This window comes from Erythrobacter sp. S267 (genome assembly GCF_057365045.1).
This window is the reverse complement of the sequence record NZ_CP200298.1, coordinates 1847564-1862528: the sequence shown is the minus strand read 5'-3', so window position 1 is coordinate 1862528 and position 14965 is coordinate 1847564. Positions and strand designations below refer to the sequence as shown.

The 14965-nt window shown below is 60.6% G+C and carries 17 protein-coding genes; 14 read left to right on the top strand and 3 right to left on the bottom strand.

The window, feature by feature from the left end; all coding sequences use genetic code 11:
• Positions 1 to 164: 164 nt before the first annotated feature.
• Positions 165 to 1094 (top strand): calcium/sodium antiporter, encoded by a 930-nt coding sequence (locus AC0V6X_RS08800; RefSeq protein WP_486184187.1) that lies wholly within the window; start codon positions 165 to 167, stop codon positions 1092 to 1094.
• A gap of 20 nt (positions 1095 to 1114) precedes the next feature.
• On the opposite strand, the gene AC0V6X_RS08795 is transcribed toward AC0V6X_RS08800, so the two are convergent.
• On the bottom strand, positions 1115 to 1540 hold the full coding sequence (locus AC0V6X_RS08795) for a hypothetical protein (RefSeq protein WP_486184186.1): 426 nt from the start codon (positions 1538 to 1540) through the stop codon (positions 1115 to 1117).
• A 343-nt stretch (positions 1541 to 1883) separates the two neighbouring features.
• On the opposite strand from AC0V6X_RS08795, the gene AC0V6X_RS08790 reads away from it, so the two are divergent.
• From AC0V6X_RS08790 to AC0V6X_RS08770, 5 genes are all read left to right on the top strand, one after another.
• Positions 1884 to 3035, top strand: coding sequence for a DNA methyltransferase (locus AC0V6X_RS08790; RefSeq protein WP_486184185.1), 1152 nt, complete (start codon positions 1884 to 1886; stop codon positions 3033 to 3035).
• Between the two features lie 80 nt (positions 3036 to 3115).
• Entirely contained in the window at positions 3116 to 3622 is a 507-nt protein-coding gene (locus AC0V6X_RS08785; protein WP_486184184.1) for a hypothetical protein, read from the top strand.
• A 206-nt stretch (positions 3623 to 3828) separates the two neighbouring features.
• Complete coding sequence (locus tag AC0V6X_RS08780) at positions 3829 to 4623, top strand: outer membrane protein (RefSeq protein WP_486184183.1); 795 nt, start codon at positions 3829 to 3831, stop codon at positions 4621 to 4623.
• 275 nt (positions 4624 to 4898) lie between these two features.
• On the top strand, positions 4899 to 6059 hold the full coding sequence (gene folP / locus AC0V6X_RS08775; RefSeq protein ID WP_486185552.1) for a dihydropteroate synthase: 1161 nt from the start codon (positions 4899 to 4901) through the stop codon (positions 6057 to 6059).
• 23 nt (positions 6060 to 6082) lie between these two features.
• Positions 6083 to 6496: a hypothetical protein gene (locus AC0V6X_RS08770; protein ID WP_486184182.1), complete on the top strand. Its 414-nt coding sequence runs from the start codon at positions 6083 to 6085 to the stop codon at positions 6494 to 6496.
• On the opposite strand, the gene AC0V6X_RS08765 is transcribed toward AC0V6X_RS08770, so the two are convergent.
• Both AC0V6X_RS08765 and AC0V6X_RS08760 read right to left on the bottom strand, forming a co-directional pair.
• Positions 6493 to 7251 (bottom strand): SDR family NAD(P)-dependent oxidoreductase, encoded by a 759-nt coding sequence (locus tag AC0V6X_RS08765; protein ID WP_486184181.1) that lies wholly within the window; start codon positions 7249 to 7251, stop codon positions 6493 to 6495. The two genes, AC0V6X_RS08770 and AC0V6X_RS08765, sit on opposite strands and share 4 nt — an antisense overlap.
• A gap of 45 nt (positions 7252 to 7296) precedes the next feature.
• Complete coding sequence (locus tag AC0V6X_RS08760; protein WP_486185551.1) at positions 7297 to 8742, bottom strand: sigma-54-dependent transcriptional regulator; 1446 nt, start codon at positions 8740 to 8742, stop codon at positions 7297 to 7299.
• 370 nt (positions 8743 to 9112) lie between these two features.
• On the opposite strand from AC0V6X_RS08760, the gene AC0V6X_RS08755 reads away from it, so the two are divergent.
• From AC0V6X_RS08755 to AC0V6X_RS08720, 8 genes are read left to right on the top strand one after another with little or no spacing between them, the layout of a single operon-like run.
• Positions 9113 to 9238: a hypothetical protein gene (locus AC0V6X_RS08755; protein ID WP_486184180.1), complete on the top strand. Its 126-nt coding sequence runs from the start codon at positions 9113 to 9115 to the stop codon at positions 9236 to 9238.
• Between the two features lie 16 nt (positions 9239 to 9254).
• Positions 9255 to 10376 carry an NAD(P) transhydrogenase subunit alpha gene (locus AC0V6X_RS08750; RefSeq protein WP_486184179.1) on the top strand — a complete coding sequence of 374 codons (1122 nt, stop codon included), beginning with the start codon at positions 9255 to 9257 and terminating at the stop codon, positions 10374 to 10376.
• Entirely contained in the window at positions 10373 to 10804 is a 432-nt protein-coding gene (locus AC0V6X_RS08745) for a hypothetical protein (RefSeq protein WP_486184178.1), read from the top strand. Before AC0V6X_RS08750 ends, AC0V6X_RS08745 begins: the two co-directional genes overlap by 4 nt.
• The gene (locus tag AC0V6X_RS08740; RefSeq protein ID WP_486184177.1) at positions 10804 to 11163 is read left to right on the top strand and encodes a PH domain-containing protein; all 360 of its coding nucleotides are present in this window, start codon (positions 10804 to 10806) and stop codon (positions 11161 to 11163) included. Before AC0V6X_RS08745 ends, AC0V6X_RS08740 begins: the two co-directional genes overlap by 1 nt.
• On the top strand, positions 11163 to 11444 hold the full coding sequence (locus AC0V6X_RS08735; RefSeq protein WP_486184176.1) for an NAD(P) transhydrogenase subunit alpha part 2: 282 nt from the start codon (positions 11163 to 11165) through the stop codon (positions 11442 to 11444). Before AC0V6X_RS08740 ends, AC0V6X_RS08735 begins: the two co-directional genes overlap by 1 nt.
• A gap of 3 nt (positions 11445 to 11447) precedes the next feature.
• The gene (locus tag AC0V6X_RS08730; RefSeq protein WP_486184175.1) at positions 11448 to 12908 is read left to right on the top strand and encodes an NAD(P)(+) transhydrogenase (Re/Si-specific) subunit beta; all 1461 of its coding nucleotides are present in this window, start codon (positions 11448 to 11450) and stop codon (positions 12906 to 12908) included.
• A gap of 27 nt (positions 12909 to 12935) precedes the next feature.
• Positions 12936 to 13295, top strand: a complete 360-nt coding sequence (locus tag AC0V6X_RS08725; protein ID WP_486184174.1) for a hypothetical protein — start codon at positions 12936 to 12938, stop codon at positions 13293 to 13295.
• 59 nt (positions 13296 to 13354) lie between these two features.
• Positions 13355 to 14905 carry a tetratricopeptide repeat protein gene (locus AC0V6X_RS08720; RefSeq protein ID WP_486184173.1) on the top strand — a complete coding sequence of 517 codons (1551 nt, stop codon included), beginning with the start codon at positions 13355 to 13357 and terminating at the stop codon, positions 14903 to 14905.
• The last annotated feature ends 60 nt before the right edge of the window (positions 14906 to 14965 follow it).

The following is a 14965-nucleotide window of genomic DNA, read 5'->3' as shown; positions in this document are numbered from 1 at the left end:
GCGGTGGCGTCGCGGAGCACGGGCCGCGCAGCGGACTGCAAGCGCGACCGCGCGCCCGCAGCGACGCGACCTTCAGGTCGCATGAGCGAGGAAATCGCGCCCCGGATGGGGTGCGTAAAACAAAGACTCGCTGACTTCGCTACGGTTCGTTAGAGGCCCCAACCATGCTCAATGCTATTCTCCTATCGCTCGGCGGTCTCGTCGGTCTTGCCATTGGCGGCGAACTGCTGGTGCGCGGGTCTGTTGGCATCGCGAACAAGCTGGGCGTCTCGACCCTGTTCACCGGCCTTGTGATCGTTGGCTTTGCGACGAGCATGCCGGAAATGGTCGCGAGCGTTCAGGCCAGCCTTGCGGGGTCGCCTCAGATTGCGTGGGGCAACATCGTCGGGTCAAACCTTGCCAACACGCTGCTGATCCTTGGCGTCTCCGCTTTGGTGATGCCTATTGCGCTTAGCGGCGGGGGCAGGCGCGATGCGGTGGTCGCTTTGGGCGTGACCTTGCTGCTGTGGGGCCTCGCCTTTTCGCAATTGGGCGCGCGCTGGATCGGCTTTGCTCTGCTCGCCGGGATCATCGTCTATATCGTCTGGCGTTATCGCCATCCAGGGGCCTCTCAGCTTGAGGACGAGGATGACGACGACGACGCACCCAGCGGCTGGGCGATGGCGATTGTACTGTTCCTTGCAGGGCTTGGCGTGTTGGTCGCGGGAGGCAACGCACTTGTTACTGGAGCGATTGAGCTGGCCACGCTGTTCAACGTGCCGGAGACTGTGATCGGATTGACGGTAGTCGCAGTCGGAACCTCACTGCCTGAACTCGCCGCGTCCATCGCTGCCGCTGTCCGAGGCAAATCGGGCCTCGCCATCGGCAACGTGCTTGGCTCCAACATCTACAACATCCTGCTGATCGGCGGCGCAACCATGAGCATCGCGCCCTTTGCTTTGCCGAGCGAGCTCGTCGGCCTGCAAATGGCGCTGCTGACGGGGAGCGCGGTGCTGATGCTGGCGTTGTTGTGGTTCGCCAAGCGCATCGGACGCGTGTTGGGTGCGCTGCTGCTCGCGGCGTTTGTTGGGAATGTAGTACTGATTTTTGCGTGAGTGCTTGACCTAGAAGCACTCTAGAACATCGAGCATTGTTCCATAATCGCAGTACCACTTGACGCGAACTTCACCTCACCGGTGACTTCGCCAAGATCCTTGTCATTCACAGTGACAGTGTTGCCTCGCACCTTCGCGCCAGCCTGACCCATGAAGGCGAGCGACAACCTGTCCTCCAGAGCTTTGTACGCCGCCCGTTGCTGCGCAGGGGAGAGCTGTTGAAGTTTGTCGTCAAAGCACTCGCATTGGCTGCTGGAGGCTCGGAATCCGAGATATGGAGCGCTTTGCAGGTAGTCCGTATCGCATTTCGCGTAGTAACTGCTGCGCTCGTAACCATCGCTTGGTCCGACCGTGTCAATCTGCGTGTAGACGCCGTAGCCGACGACAGGGATCATCAGCACAACCAGCCCTTCAAACAAGCCCTTCATCACGAATTCTCCGATCATCGAAACGGTCGGAAGGAGTGTAGGACGTGTTGGTTAATTTTGTGCCTCTACTTCGCGCTTGGCGCTAGCGTGGACGCTCGCCCGGATGGGTGAGCGAAAAGCAAACGAACGAGTCCTCCGCGCAACACCCACCCCATCTGGAGTCCCGGCACAGCCGGCGGACTCAACATCTAGTGGGGCCCTGTTTTGTTCTGCTTTGTTCCGCCCGGCTCTTAGGGGCGTTTACTAAGCATTAACCATAAGCTCCGAGAATCTCAGTGCTTGACGGGAGTCCGCTGAGGACTCATGCCTGTGGATAACTTTGGCGAATAGTGACGGCGTGTGGCCGGAATAGAGGCGAATTATGGGCGTGATGGAAACTCAAAAGCTGCGTGCCGCAACCGTACGCAAGACTTCGAAAAATACGTCAAAAGACGTAACTAAGTCGCTGCCCTTAAGTCAGATTTTGACCGGAGACTGTATTGAGGCGATGCGTTCGCTGCCCGACAACAGCGTCGACTGCATCTTCGCCGATCCGCCCTACAATCTGCAGCTCGGTGGTGATCTCAACCGCCCCGATGGCTCCGAAGTCGATGCGGTGACAGACGACTGGGATCAGTTTGAAAGCTTCCGCGCTTATGACGAATTTACCCGGAGCTGGCTGACCGAAGCGCGCCGGGTGTTGAAGCCCGACGGCTCGCTGTGGGTCATTGGCAGCTACCACAATATCTTCCGCTGCGGCGCGATCCTGCAGGATCTCGGCTTCTGGATCCTGAACGACATCATCTGGCGCAAGACCAATCCGATGCCAAACTTCAAAGGCACCCGCTTTACTAACGCGCATGAGACGATGATCTGGGCGAGCCAGGGGGAAAAGGCGCGCTACCACTTCAACTATCGCGCGATGAAGACCCTGAATGACGAGCTGCAAATGCGCAGCGACTGGGTGCTGCCGATCTGTTCGGGCGGGGAGCGTCTGAAAGAGAACGGCACCAAGGTTCACCCGACGCAAAAGCCGGAAGCGCTACTTTATCGCGTGCTGCTTGCGACGACGGAGAAGGGCGATGTGGTCCTCGACCCGTTCTTCGGCACCGGAACGACCGGCGCGGTGGCAAAACGTCTGGGCCGTGAGTGGATCGGCTGCGAGCGCGAGAGCGTCTACCGCGAGGCTGCCTACAAGCGGATCGAGAAGGAACTGCCGCTCGATGAAAGCGCGCTTGCAACGATGCAGAGCAAGAAGAGCGCACCGCGCGTGGCGTTCGGATCGGTGGTTGAAACCGGCCTTATCCCCGCAGGATCTAAAGTGTTCGACAAGAAACGCCGCTGGATCGCGACTGTCCGGGCAGACGGTTCGCTGGATTGCGATGGCAAGGTGGGAAGCATCCACGGCCTCGGCAAAGACCTGCAAGGCGCGCCGAGCTGCAATGGCTGGACCTTCTGGCACTACGAGGTGGATGGTGACGTCAAACCGGTCGACCATGCGCGCGAGTTGTATCGGCTCGCGAATGAGGATTGATTTGACGTCAGCAGCGGTCGTGGCACACTTCCCTTGTGACACGCGTTTACAAACAGAAACTGCTCAACTGGCTCTGCACAATGGGGCTGCATTCGCTGATTTCGGCATTGGCCTTGATGCTCGCGTGGCGAATGATCTTGATCTGGGCAGGGATTGAAGGCGGCGAATACGGGATCGACAAGTATGCCTGGCCCATGAGCCAAGGTCTTGAGCCTCACATCGGCTTCTTTTTCCCATTGGCCTTCTGGCACCTGTGCGACTTCTTGGAGAAGGATACGCCTGCTTCAAGCTTGCTTGGCTTCTTGTCCCGCTATCGCACCTTTCTCGTCCTTCTGATCTTATCCAGCCCCTTTGCAATCATCGGTGTGGTTGAGGGCTACATTTATGAGCCGTGTCACATTCCACCTCCCGAGCCGGGTGCGGATGGTCCTGTATTCAGCTTTGTGCACTGCGAACCTGCGACTGTGAACGAGACCATCTTTTCGCTGATCATTGCGCCTCTGTTCGCCATTTTACTCTTGGCGAAAGCGCTCTCGGCTGTCGGGTCATGGTTTGGTTCTGATCCTGAGCCTGGGACCGCGCTCTAGAAAAACTCTTCGGCCCGCGCGGCTCAACCCCAATCCCCCCAAAAACCCGGTTCGTCGAAAAGCCTTTCTAATAACCGTTCGCAATGCACGGCTCACCGAAGCTGTATGCAACCGTTCATCCTCACCCCTTGTATCTGCGCCAATCCCGCGCGTCCCCTAACACCCCCTTTAATGTTGCGCGGGGCCAAACAAGAATGAGGAACCTCATGAAATATAATCCGAAACTTGCACTCGCACCTGCCGTGCTTCTGGCTGTTGTGGCATCCCCCGCCGCTGCGCAGTCCGATGACGATGCAGGCCCCTATATCGCGGTCGATATCGGAGCGGTTCTGCCCAACGATTCGTCCAATTCCGGAGCGACCACCGCTGACATTCCAGCGACTGTCGACTTCGACGCGATCCCCACCGGAACCGATGTCGCCTGGGAGACCGAGTTCGACACCGGCTACACTTTCAGCGGTGCGGCAGGCTATGATTTCGGCAACGGTTTCCGCGCCGAAGTCCAGGGCTTCTACACCGAGTATGATGTCGACACCCATAGCGGCGTGACCGTTGGCGGCGCGGATATTGACGCCGTCGATGTCGCTGTCCTGACGCGCGGGGCTCCCGATGCGGCCAATCCCACGGTCGGAGAGGTCGTCGCGGACGGGCAAGGCGACATCAAGCAATATGGTGCCTTCCTCAACGTCTTCTATGACATTGAAACCGGCGCTGGGTTTGAACCCTATATCGGCGGTGGCCTTGGCTACATGAACACCGATGTGGACTACTCGCCGTCGGGCGTGGTGATCGCCGATGCGAGCGATGATGGCTTTGCCTATCAGGCGATCGCAGGTGCGTCCTTCAACCTGTCGGACAACGCGCAAATCTTCGCGCAATACACCTACCGCGACCAGCTGGATGACGTCGATGTGCCGCTCACCCTGCTGCCTGCGGACCTTGAGGTGGAGACGGGCCAGTCGATCGTCTCAGCCGGTTTCCGAATCAAATTCGGCAACTGATCCCGCATCATTGCTAAAACCTGGAGGCGTCGGGGCGAGAGCTTCGGCGCCTCTGTCTTTGCGTGAGCTGTGGGAGGGTGAGCGCGCGGGCCTGTCCTACGCTTGCGCAAGCGGCTAAACCCTTTGTCCATGCAAGTGAACAACCTTCCCTCAAGCCGCGAATTCGGGCCCTTCATGGCCCCTCCGATGGCCCCAAGCGCCTTTTGCTCTTGGACAGTGTGTCAAGTGTGTCAAACGCACCCGCTCTCCTCGGGAGAGACGGCATGAGCGCGGGGGTGACAGACGGCGTCTACGTGATGCCCATCGGGCTCTGCGCTAGCCCGCAAGTCGAGTCGACCGGAGACGGACCTGCCGCGATCCGGCTGGGCGGTTCGATGGCCTATGCCAGCCGTTTTGCGCTGGTATGCCGAGAGGAGGCCCAAGTCACCCATCGCCGCGTCTTTGGCGTGGCGGACGCGGCGGAGGCTTTGTCCGAACTGGTTTCGCTTTTGGGCGGTACGCTTGCAAGCGAAGCGGAGCGCCAATGGACCAACCTGCAACTGACCCATGCCCCCTTGCAGATCGGGGAGCGCACCATTCGGCTCGACCAGCCGCAGGTGATGGGCGTGCTCAACGTAACGCCCGACAGTTTCAGCGATGGCGGCGACTTTCTGGATAATCCGGACGCAGGGCGCGAGCATGCCGCGGCGATGCTCGAAGCCGGCGCTGCGATCATCGACATTGGCGGCGAGAGCACGCGTCCGGGCGGCAAAGCCACGTGGGAGGGCGACGAGATTGAGCGGGTGCTGCCCGCCATCGAATATTGCGCGCAGATGGGTGCCGCGATCAGCCTCGACACACGCCGCGCAGGGGTGCTGGAGGCCGCTCTGGCAAAGCTCAATGGCTCGACACTGATGGCGAACGATGTTTCGGCGCTGCGCTATGATCCTCGGATGCTCGACCTTGTCGCGGGCAGCCAGGTGCCGGTCGTGCTGATGCACGCGCCGGGCAAGGGGGACGATCTGCACGACCTTGGCGACCTGCCGGGCGGGGCATATCGCGACGTCGTCACCGATGTGTTCGACATGCTCAAAGGAGCCCGTGCCAAAGCAATTGCGGGCGGGATCGCGGAGGAGCGTATCCTGCTCGACCCCGGTATTGGCTTTGGCAAGAGCCTCTCCGACAACCTCTCATTGCTGAATGCGCTGCCGCTGTTCCACGCGCTCGGATCGCCGCTGCTGGTCGGGGTCAGTCGCAAGCGGATGATCGGCGCGCTGTCGAATGAAGAGCCTGCGGATCAGCGGCTGGGCGGCTCAATCGCGCTGGCGACGCGGCTGATGGATGCTGGCGTGCAGATCGTGCGGGTTCACGATGTGGTGGAAACGGTGCAGGCGAGGAATGTCTGGCGCGGAATGCGCGACGCAGCGCTGACCGATTTCAGCCAGCTTCCGATGTAGGGTCTTGAACGAGGGAGAGAGTGATGAAGAAACTGACTTTGGGTGTTCTGGCCGCCGTGGGGCTGATTGTGATCCCCCTTCAGGCGCCCATCAATGCACAGGGCCTGTTTGGCGATCTGCCATCGGGCGAGAAGCTCGAACGCATGATCGAAGAGGCAGAGAAGCATCCGCTCGGAAGCGCTGAAAACCCGGTGCGCGCAGAGATGCCTCAAGGTCAGCGAGCCTATCTCTCTCGGCTGCGTTGCGAAGACGGCCAAGCGCCTGAATATCAACGGCTCGGATCGATGGGCGTCGGGCCATTTGGCCGGATCGTCGATCTCTATGAGGTCATCTGCGATGGCAGTGAGCCTTCGCGCTCTGAGATCATGATGGACATGTATCACCCCGGCCACGTCGAGAAACGCGCGGTCGAGGGCTTTACGATTGAGCCGGCTTAAAGCGTAAACCCACCGTCCGATACCAACACATGGCCGGTAATGTTGGAGCCGCTGTCCGACAGCATATAGAGGATATCGCTCGCGATCTGCTCTGAAGTGGCAAAGCGTCCAAGTGGGGTCGTCTTCGCCATGGCCTTCATCGTTGCCTCACGCCCTTGCGCTTCGACCGAGCGCTTAAAGTCGTCCGAGCTCTCCCAGATTGCGGTGTCGACACCGCCCGGAGCAGTCGCGTTGACGCGGATGCCATTGGGAGCGCCATCGAGCGCAGCGATGCGCGCCATATGGGCAACCGCAGCCTTGGAAATGCCATAGGGTCCAATGCCCGCAACAGCCTTCACCGCGGTGGAAGATGAGGTGATAACAATACTACCGCCCCCATCCTGCATCGCTCGCATCGCGGCACGAAGAGTGAGGAAAGCGCCGTCCAGATTGACGTCCATAACCCGGCGCCACTCGTGGAAGGAGAGGTCGGGAATTGGCCCGCCGGAGCCAATGCCAGCGTTCACGACGGCATGGTCGAGGCCGGAGAGGCGAGGTTCAAGGTCATTCCACAAAGCCTCATCCGCGACCGAGCCTGTGATGCGCTCTACTTCGCAAGGAAGGTCAAGCGCAGCGAGACCCTGCTCGTCCAAGTCGATCAGCCAGAGCTTGGCAGCCCCGCGCGCAGCAAGCGCCTTGGCACAGGCCTCTCCGATCCCGGAAGCCGCACCGGTCACAAGCGCGCTGCGCCCTTTGAAGTCTTGAATGTCTGTCATGGGACCCGCGCTAGGCGCGCAGGCCAAGGTGATCAAGCCGCTGCGTTAAGCCGCGTTGTCGATGCCCAGATCGCTGAGCTTGCGATACAGCGTCGAGCGTCCGATGCCGAGCCTGCGTGCAACCTCTGTCATGCGGCCGCGATAATGGCCGATGGCGAGACGGATGACGTCGGCTTCGATCTCTTCGAGCGGGCGCAGATTGCCGTCTTCGGTGTAGAGCATGACGCCCACACCTTCGTGCAGATGCGATCCGGATGCCTCGTCCAGCTCGCCGATCATCTCGGAAAGCTGCGGGAAACTGTCAGCTGTCAGCGTATCGCCTTCGCAATAGACCGCGGCGCGGAACAGGACCGATTGCAGCTGGCGGACATTGCCCGGCCATTCGTAAGCGCCCAGCAAAGCAAGCGCGCTGTCAGAGACCGACAGATGCGTCAGGCCCGGCTGCTCGCCGATGCGCTGGAGGAAATGGCGGGTAAGAGCGGAGATGTCTCCGGTCCGCTCACGCAGCGGGGGCAGGGCGATGCGGGTGCCCATCAGGCGCTTAGCGAGATCAGCGTGGAACACGCCGCCATCGACCAGTTCGGCGAGGCTATGATTGGTTGCCGACAGGATCCGCACATCCACGCGGAAGCCGTGGGTTGCGCCAACCGGACGGACAATGCCGTTCTCCAAAGCGTCGGCCAGGCGCATTTGCACTGGCATCGAAAGCCGGTCGACTTCATCGAGCACCAGGGTGCCAGTGTCGCAGTGCTGCAACGCGCCGATCTGGCGGTCGAAGGCACCGGGGAATGCGTTGGGCTCATGCCCGAACAGCACCGACTCGATTGAGTTGGGCGGTACGCTGGCAATGTTGATGATCCGCAGGCTCTCTTTGGAGCGCGGGGACGCGGCGTGCATCGCCCGCATCAGCATTTCTTTGCCCGTTCCGCTTTCGCCTTCGATCAGAGCATGGCCATGACCGCGAGCGGCTTTTGCGGCCTGCGCAAGAGCGGTGCGAAAAGTTGGAGCGGTGCCGATCATCGCTTCGAAATCGAGGCTCGCCGACATCTTCTCGGTCAGTGGAGCAAGCTCATCACGTGGTGCTTCACGGGTCGTGACCGCGCGCAGGGCCTCCATCAGACGATCCGGAGAGACCGGCTTGACGAGGTAGTCACTTGCGCCCGCGCGCATCGCTTCGACAGCGAGCAATGGAGAGGCGCTGGTGGTCAGCATCAGGATGGGCAGAGCAGGGCGGCGCTCTTTGAGCTCCGCAATCAGCGTGCAGGCATCGTCACCCGGCACCCATTGGTCGAGCAGGATCGCGGAAAGCTGCATACCTTCACGCGTGCCCAGCATGGCAATGGCGGTTTCTGCATCGCTTGCCACGACTGTACGCCAGCCTTCGCGCGCGGCGATGGCGGTGATCAGTCGGCTCTGCGCAGGCTCATCATCGATGAGCATGACAATGCGTGCTTCAGGGAGCGATTCGTCGCCTGAAACCGTCTCTGGCATGGATTGCGGATCCGCTTCAGCCATAGATATTGCTCTGCCTGCCTCCGGCTCCCCAACGTGCGTTGCGGGGTAAAACGTCGGACCGGCATAGGGCCTGCGGGTAAAGACGGTATTAAGGCTGTTCCACTTGATTGATGGGCTGCACCGCTGTGGAACGATGGAGGCTGCTTTTGGCTCGCAGGGGGAATCCGGCTTGAGCTAGCGCGCGCGCTTCGATACGGGGTGAAGGGAACGGATGCCACCGCTGCGCATTGGCCTAGGGTAAACGCGTACCTCATGGAGCTTGCGGGTAGCGGCATCAGAACGAAAACCGGCCTCGATTGATCGACAAGAACGCATGCGGTCACAGGCAGATGGAAGGGGAAACCAGATGAGCAATTCGCACGATATGAAAGCCGCGCGCTCGACCTATGACAGCTTCATGGGTTCGCTGAAGTGGATCGTGCCGCTGATCCTCGTGATCACGTTCGCCGTCGTCGCTCTGATCGCTGAATAAGCGAGGCATCTCCCAAGTGAAAATCGCTGTCCTTAAAGAGCGCGCCGCTGGCGAAAACCGTGTCGCGGCCACGCCGGAAACGGCCAAGAAATTCATTGCTTTAGGCAATGATGTCGCGGTTGAGAGCGGCGCGGGTGAAACCGCTTCGATCTCGGACGCTGCCTATGAAGAGGTGGGCGCGAGCACTGGTGATCTAAAGTCAGTGATCAAGGATGCGGACATCGTGCTCGGCGTTCAGGCGCCGGATGTGAAACATCTGAAGGGCGCGAAAGACGGCGCTTGGGTGGCGGCTCTGTTCGATCCGTTTCAGAATGGCGATCTGGTGGCGGCCTATGCCAAGGGCGGCTTTGAAGCGCTGAGCATGGAGTTCATGCCGCGCATCACTCGGGCGCAGTCGATGGACGTCCTCTCCAGCCAGTCCAACCTCGCAGGGTACAAGGCTGTGCTGGCGGCGGCCGACACTTATGGTCGCGCTTTCCCGATGATGATGACGGCGGCGGGCACGGTCCAGGCGGCCAAGTGCTTCATCATGGGTGTGGGCGTCGCCGGCCTGCAAGCGATTGCAACCGCGCGGCGTCTGGGGGCACAGGTCTCTGCGACCGATGTGCGCTCCGCCACCAAAGAACAGATCGAAAGCCTCGGCGCGAAAGCGATCTTTGTGACCGAAGTCGAAGGCATCGAAGGCGAAGGCTCAGGCGGATACGCGACTGAGATGAGCGACGAGTACAAGGCTGCCCAAGCCAAGCTCGTCAGCGAGCATATCGCCAAGCAGGACATCGTCATCACCACCGCTTTGATCCCCGGACATGCGGCTCCGGTTCTGATCACCGATGAGCAGATCAAGACGATGAAACCGGGCAGCGTCATCTTCGACCTAGCCGTCGCGCAAGGCGGCAATGTCGAAGGCTCCGAAGCCGACAAGATCGTTGAGAAACACGGCGTGAAGATCATCGGCTACGCCAACACGCCCGCTCATTTGGCGGCAGACGCCAGCGCTTTGTTCGCGCGCAACCACTACAACTTCCTCTCCGCCTTCTGGGATGCCGAAGCAGGCAAGCCCGAACTCGACGAAGAAATCGGCGACGCGATCCGCCTGACCAAGGGCGGCGAAGTGGTCAATGAGAGGCTGCAAGGGTGAGGGCGCTCGCCGCGATCATGATGGCATTGGCGGGAATGTGTCTTGCGTCACCCACCTTCGCAGGTCCGGGAGGGGGCATTCCCATTCCCTATTCGATGGCAGATGCACATCGCGGGGCGCAGCTACGTTCCGAAGCTTCGATCGTTATTCCGATCATTTACAATCCATGCGGAAGTTCGCCCGCAATGGGGCCGGTGATTGACCGGTATCGCGCGTTTGAAACGGACTTGGAGGATATTCAGCTGCGGCTCGACCTCGCTATCGCGAAGGCTGACTATGACTACCAGATGTCACTGGTCGACATAATGTGCCCAGAACCCGGCGCGCCCGAGGCGCTTCAGCAGGAGAGTATCGAAATCACAGTCGCCAACAGTGTGCTTGATAGAATGGATCGGCTTGTCGAAAAGCTATCCGGACAGGACAAATAATGGGAATCTTAAACGCAACTGCCGCCAGCGCGGAAGGTTTTGTAAAAGACCACGGGCATTGCCTTGTTGGTGAAGAGCAGGTTCTGGTTGCCTTCAAAACGGTTCGCGACTGGATTGTGTTCACCGACTGGCGAGTGATCCACGTCGATGTGCAAGGTCTGACTGGCTCCAAAAAGGAATACAAGACGATCCCCTATCGGTCGATCAACGCGTATTCAGTAGAGAGCGCGGGGACTTTTGATCTGGACGGCGAAATCAAGCTGTTTGTTTCTGGGCTTGGCATGATCGAGTTCAAGGTCGGACGCGGTAGCGATGTTACTGGTCTCCAATCCCTCATGGCGGAAAAGTTGAACCGATAATGGACTTTATCTCAATCCTTTCGATCTTCGTGCTGGCGTGTTTCGTCGGCTATTATGTGGTCTGGTCGGTCACGCCCGCTTTGCACACGCCGCTGATGGCGGTGACCAATGCGATCTCGTCGGTCATCATCGTCGGCGCGCTGATTGCGGCGGCTGAGGCGACCAGCCCGATTGCGAAATATCTTGGCCTTGCGGGAATTGTGATGGCGTCGATCAACATCTTTGGCGGCTTTGCCGTGACGGAGCGGATGCTCGCCATGTACAAGAAGAAGGAGAAGTAAGAGATGAGCTTCGACCTTCTCACAGCCGCTGCGGGCGGTGCCGGTATCGTGGTCCCTGACTGGGCGATGCTGGCCTATCTGGCGGCAGGCGTGTTCTTCATCCTCGCTCTGCGCGGCCTCTCGTCGCCTGCCACTTCGCGTGCGGGCAACCGCAATGGCATGATCGGCATGGCACTGGCGCTGATCACCACGCTGGTGATCTATGACAAGGCCAACATTGTAGAGATCGGGATTGCGATCTTCCTTGGCGCGATCATCGGTGTGACGATTGCGCGCAAGATTGCAATGACGTCGATGCCAGAGCTGGTCGCCGGTTTCCACTCGCTGGTGGGCCTCGCGGCGGTGGTCGTGGGTCTTGCCGCTTGGCTCAACCCCGGAGCGTTCGGGATCCTTGATGGTGAGGGGCAGATCAACCTTGTCAGCCGGATCGAGTTGGGCCTTGGTATCGCCATTGGTGCGATCACTTTCAGTGGCTCGGTTATCGCTTTCATGAAGCTGTCGGGCCGGATGAGCGGCTCTCCGATCATGTTGCCGGGGCGCCATGTCATCAATTTGGGCACGCTTGCCGCGATCCTCGGGATCATTGGCTATTACGCGGTCTCGCCCCAAGGCGGAGCTGGTGAGGGGTGGGAGATCATCGCGATCACCGTCCTCGCTTTTGCCATCGGCTTCCTGCTGATTATCCCCATTGGCGGCGCGGATATGCCGGTCGTTGTGTCGATGCTGAATTCCTATTCGGGCTGGGCCGCAGCGGCGATGGGCTTCACGCTCGGCAACACCGCGATGATCATCACCGGCGCGCTGGTTGGCTCGTCCGGCGCGATCCTCAGCTACATCATGTGCCGCGCGATGAACCGCAGCTTCATCAGCGTTATCGCTGGCGGCTTTGGTGCCGATGATGCGGGCGCAGGCGGCGGTGAGCCGCGCGAACAGCGCCCCTACAAGCAAGGCTCTGCCGAAGATGCGGCCTATATGCTCGAACAGGCGGAGAAGGTCATCATCATCCCCGGCTACGGCATGGCGGTCGCGCAGGCGCAGCACGTCCTTCGCGAAATGGCCGACACGCTCAAGGAAAAGGGCGTGGACGTGAAATACGCGATCCACCCGGTTGCCGGACGTATGCCGGGCCACATGAACGTGCTGCTTGCTGAAGCGAACGTGCCCTATGACGAAGTGTTCGAATTGGAGGACATCAATTCAGACTTCGCACAGGCGGACGTCGCCTTCATCATCGGCGCGAATGACGTGGTGAACCCGGCGGCCAAGACCGACAAGAGCTCGCCCATTTACGGCATGCCGGTCTTCGACGTCGACAAGGCCAAGCAGGTCTTCTTCATCAAGCGCTCTATGGGCGGGGTCGGCTATGCCGGCGTCGACAACGATGTGTTCTATATGAACCAGACCGTGATGCTGCTGAGCGATGCAAAGAAGATGGTCGAGGAAATCGTGAAGGCGCTCGACTAAGGCGTTTGCGGCGTTAGGGTGAATGGTATGCGGTTCCTCATCATCCTCATTCTGGTCTTTGGCATCGGCCTTGGTGCGTGGTTCCTCCTGCGAGACGACGGTCTGATCGAACAGGTGACCGAGGAGCGTGTGGAGCAGGCTTTGCTTGCCAACAACGTGCCGACACCCATGGCGGAATGTATGGCTCCGCGGCTTGTCGACCGGCTCAGCATCAACCAGCTCTTGAAGCTCGAAGGGCTAGCCGCACAGGAAGGCGAAAGCCGCATTCCGACCTCTACGGGCGAGGCGATGGCTCGCCTGCGCCGCGTCGATGATCCTGAGGCGGTCGAGCAGTTGGTGCGGGTCGCAGGCGGATGCGGGATCGAGCTGATGATGGAGCGGTTCTAACCCGCTTGCCATTTGCCCCTCCGATACGCCAGAACGGCGCTGCAAAGGGGAATTGAAACATGACCACACGCCTCACCCGCATCGCCGCCGCTCTTGCAGGCGCATCGCTCCTCGTCAGTGCTCCCGTCGCAGCCCAGCGCCATGACGAACACACCGCCGCCTCCGACTTCTCGCCGCAGCGCGTGGGCGCGGAGCAAATGGTTATGGAGGTGCAGACCAATGACCACGCGCGTGAGCACTTCCTGCGCGGTCTCGCCCTGCTGCATAACTTTGAATACGCCTTTGCAGCCAAAGAATTCCGGCTGGCTCAGGATGCGGATCCCGATTTCGTGATGGCCTATTGGGGTGAGGCGATGACGCACAACCATCCGCTTTGGGCGCAGCAGGATCGCGAGGCGGCGCTCGCGATCCTCGGGCGGCTCGGCGCTGATCCCGCAGCGCGCGCGACCAAGGCGCGTAGCGAGAAAGAGCGCCTTTGGCTGGGGGCAGTTGAAACGCTCTACGGCACCAGCGGAGAGCCCGCGTCCAAGACGGAGCGCGACCTCGCCTATCTCGCCGCGCTTCAGGACATGCTGGAAGCGCATCCCGACGATATCGACATGCGCGCCTTCACGGGCCTCGCAACGCTTGGCTCCTCGCATGGCGGGCGGCAGATACCGATCTATATGCGCGCGGCTGGCATTCTGGAGCCGGGCTTTGTGACGCATCCAGACCACCCCGGCATCCTGCACTATCTGATCCACTCTTACGACGATCCGACCCACGCGCCGCTGGGTGAGCGGATGGCAGGCCGTTACGCCGTGATCGCGCCCGATGCTGGCCACGCACAGCATATGGTGAGCCACATCTACCTTGCGCTCGCCGACTGGCCCGCGACCGAGCTTGCCAATGTCAACGCGGCGAATGTGACCAACCGCCAGCGCGCGGCACAAGGGCGCGGTCCTACCTCTTGTGGCCATTACAATGAATGGCTCGCCTACGCGCTGCTGCAACAGGGCAAGGATGCCCGCGAGCTGATCACGTCCTGCGTCGCGCAAATTGCCGAGACGGCTGAGGATGCCACAGATCGTGTCCCCGGAGCTTGGAGCGCAGCGACGGTCGCTCTGTTCATGGGCGTAGAGACAGGCGAGTGGCTCGACCCCATTACTCTGCCGCAAACACCGCAAACCGCTGCGGCACGCTTCATTCAGGTGCACGGGGAGTTCCTTCGCTGGCACCAGAGCGATCCGGAGCAGGCCAAGACAGCGCTCGCCGAGATGAAGAGTATCTATGGCGAGATGGCTGCGACAATCGATGCCAATGGTGATTCCAGCTACGGCCCGTGGCTGGTGCGCGCGATTGAGCGCGGGGACGCGCTGATGCAGATGGCTGATGGCGACCGCGAAGGCGGGCTTGCGGCGTTGGAGGAAGCGGCGGCGGCGGAGCTGGCTCTGCCCATCGTCTTTGGCCCACCGGTGATTTTCAAGCCTAGCTACGAATTACTGGGTGAGATCCACTTGGTTGAGGGACGCCATGAGGAAGCCGCTGCGGCCTTCGAGAATTCGCTGAAGCTCGCTCCGGGTCGGAGGCTTTCGCTGGCGGGGCTTGAGGCTGCGCGCGCGGGCGGCTGAAGTAGGTCTTGTCTTGAAACCCCTCCCGCTGCATCATGTCCAGCGGAGAGGGAGACAACA

What these genes read in the sequence shown, in the direction of transcription:
- AC0V6X_RS08800 (WP_486184187.1), top strand. Translation starts at nt 165, where the DNA reads ATGCTCAATGCTATTCTCCTATCGCTCGGCGGTCTCGTCGGTCTTGCC.
- AC0V6X_RS08795 (WP_486184186.1), bottom strand. Translation starts at nt 1,540, where the DNA reads ATGATCGGAGAATTCGTGATGAAGGGCTTGTTTGAAGGGCTGGTTGTG.
- AC0V6X_RS08790 (WP_486184185.1), top strand. Translation starts at nt 1,884, where the DNA reads ATGGGCGTGATGGAAACTCAAAAGCTGCGTGCCGCAACCGTACGCAAG.
- AC0V6X_RS08785 (WP_486184184.1), top strand. Translation starts at nt 3,116, where the DNA reads ATGGGGCTGCATTCGCTGATTTCGGCATTGGCCTTGATGCTCGCGTGG.
- AC0V6X_RS08780 (WP_486184183.1), top strand. Translation starts at nt 3,829, where the DNA reads ATGAAATATAATCCGAAACTTGCACTCGCACCTGCCGTGCTTCTGGCT.
- AC0V6X_RS08770 (WP_486184182.1), top strand. Translation starts at nt 6,083, where the DNA reads ATGAAGAAACTGACTTTGGGTGTTCTGGCCGCCGTGGGGCTGATTGTG.
- AC0V6X_RS08765 (WP_486184181.1), bottom strand. Translation starts at nt 7,251, where the DNA reads ATGACAGACATTCAAGACTTCAAAGGGCGCAGCGCGCTTGTGACCGGT.
- AC0V6X_RS08760 (WP_486185551.1), bottom strand. Translation starts at nt 8,742, where the DNA reads ATGCCAGAGACGGTTTCAGGCGACGAATCGCTCCCTGAAGCACGCATT.
- AC0V6X_RS08755 (WP_486184180.1), top strand. Translation starts at nt 9,113, where the DNA reads ATGAGCAATTCGCACGATATGAAAGCCGCGCGCTCGACCTATGACAGC.
- AC0V6X_RS08740 (WP_486184177.1), top strand. Translation starts at nt 10,804, where the DNA reads ATGGGAATCTTAAACGCAACTGCCGCCAGCGCGGAAGGTTTTGTAAAA.
- AC0V6X_RS08735 (WP_486184176.1), top strand. Translation starts at nt 11,163, where the DNA reads ATGGACTTTATCTCAATCCTTTCGATCTTCGTGCTGGCGTGTTTCGTC.
- AC0V6X_RS08730 (WP_486184175.1), top strand. Translation starts at nt 11,448, where the DNA reads ATGAGCTTCGACCTTCTCACAGCCGCTGCGGGCGGTGCCGGTATCGTG.
- AC0V6X_RS08725 (WP_486184174.1), top strand. Translation starts at nt 12,936, where the DNA reads ATGCGGTTCCTCATCATCCTCATTCTGGTCTTTGGCATCGGCCTTGGT.
- AC0V6X_RS08720 (WP_486184173.1), top strand. Translation starts at nt 13,355, where the DNA reads ATGACCACACGCCTCACCCGCATCGCCGCCGCTCTTGCAGGCGCATCG.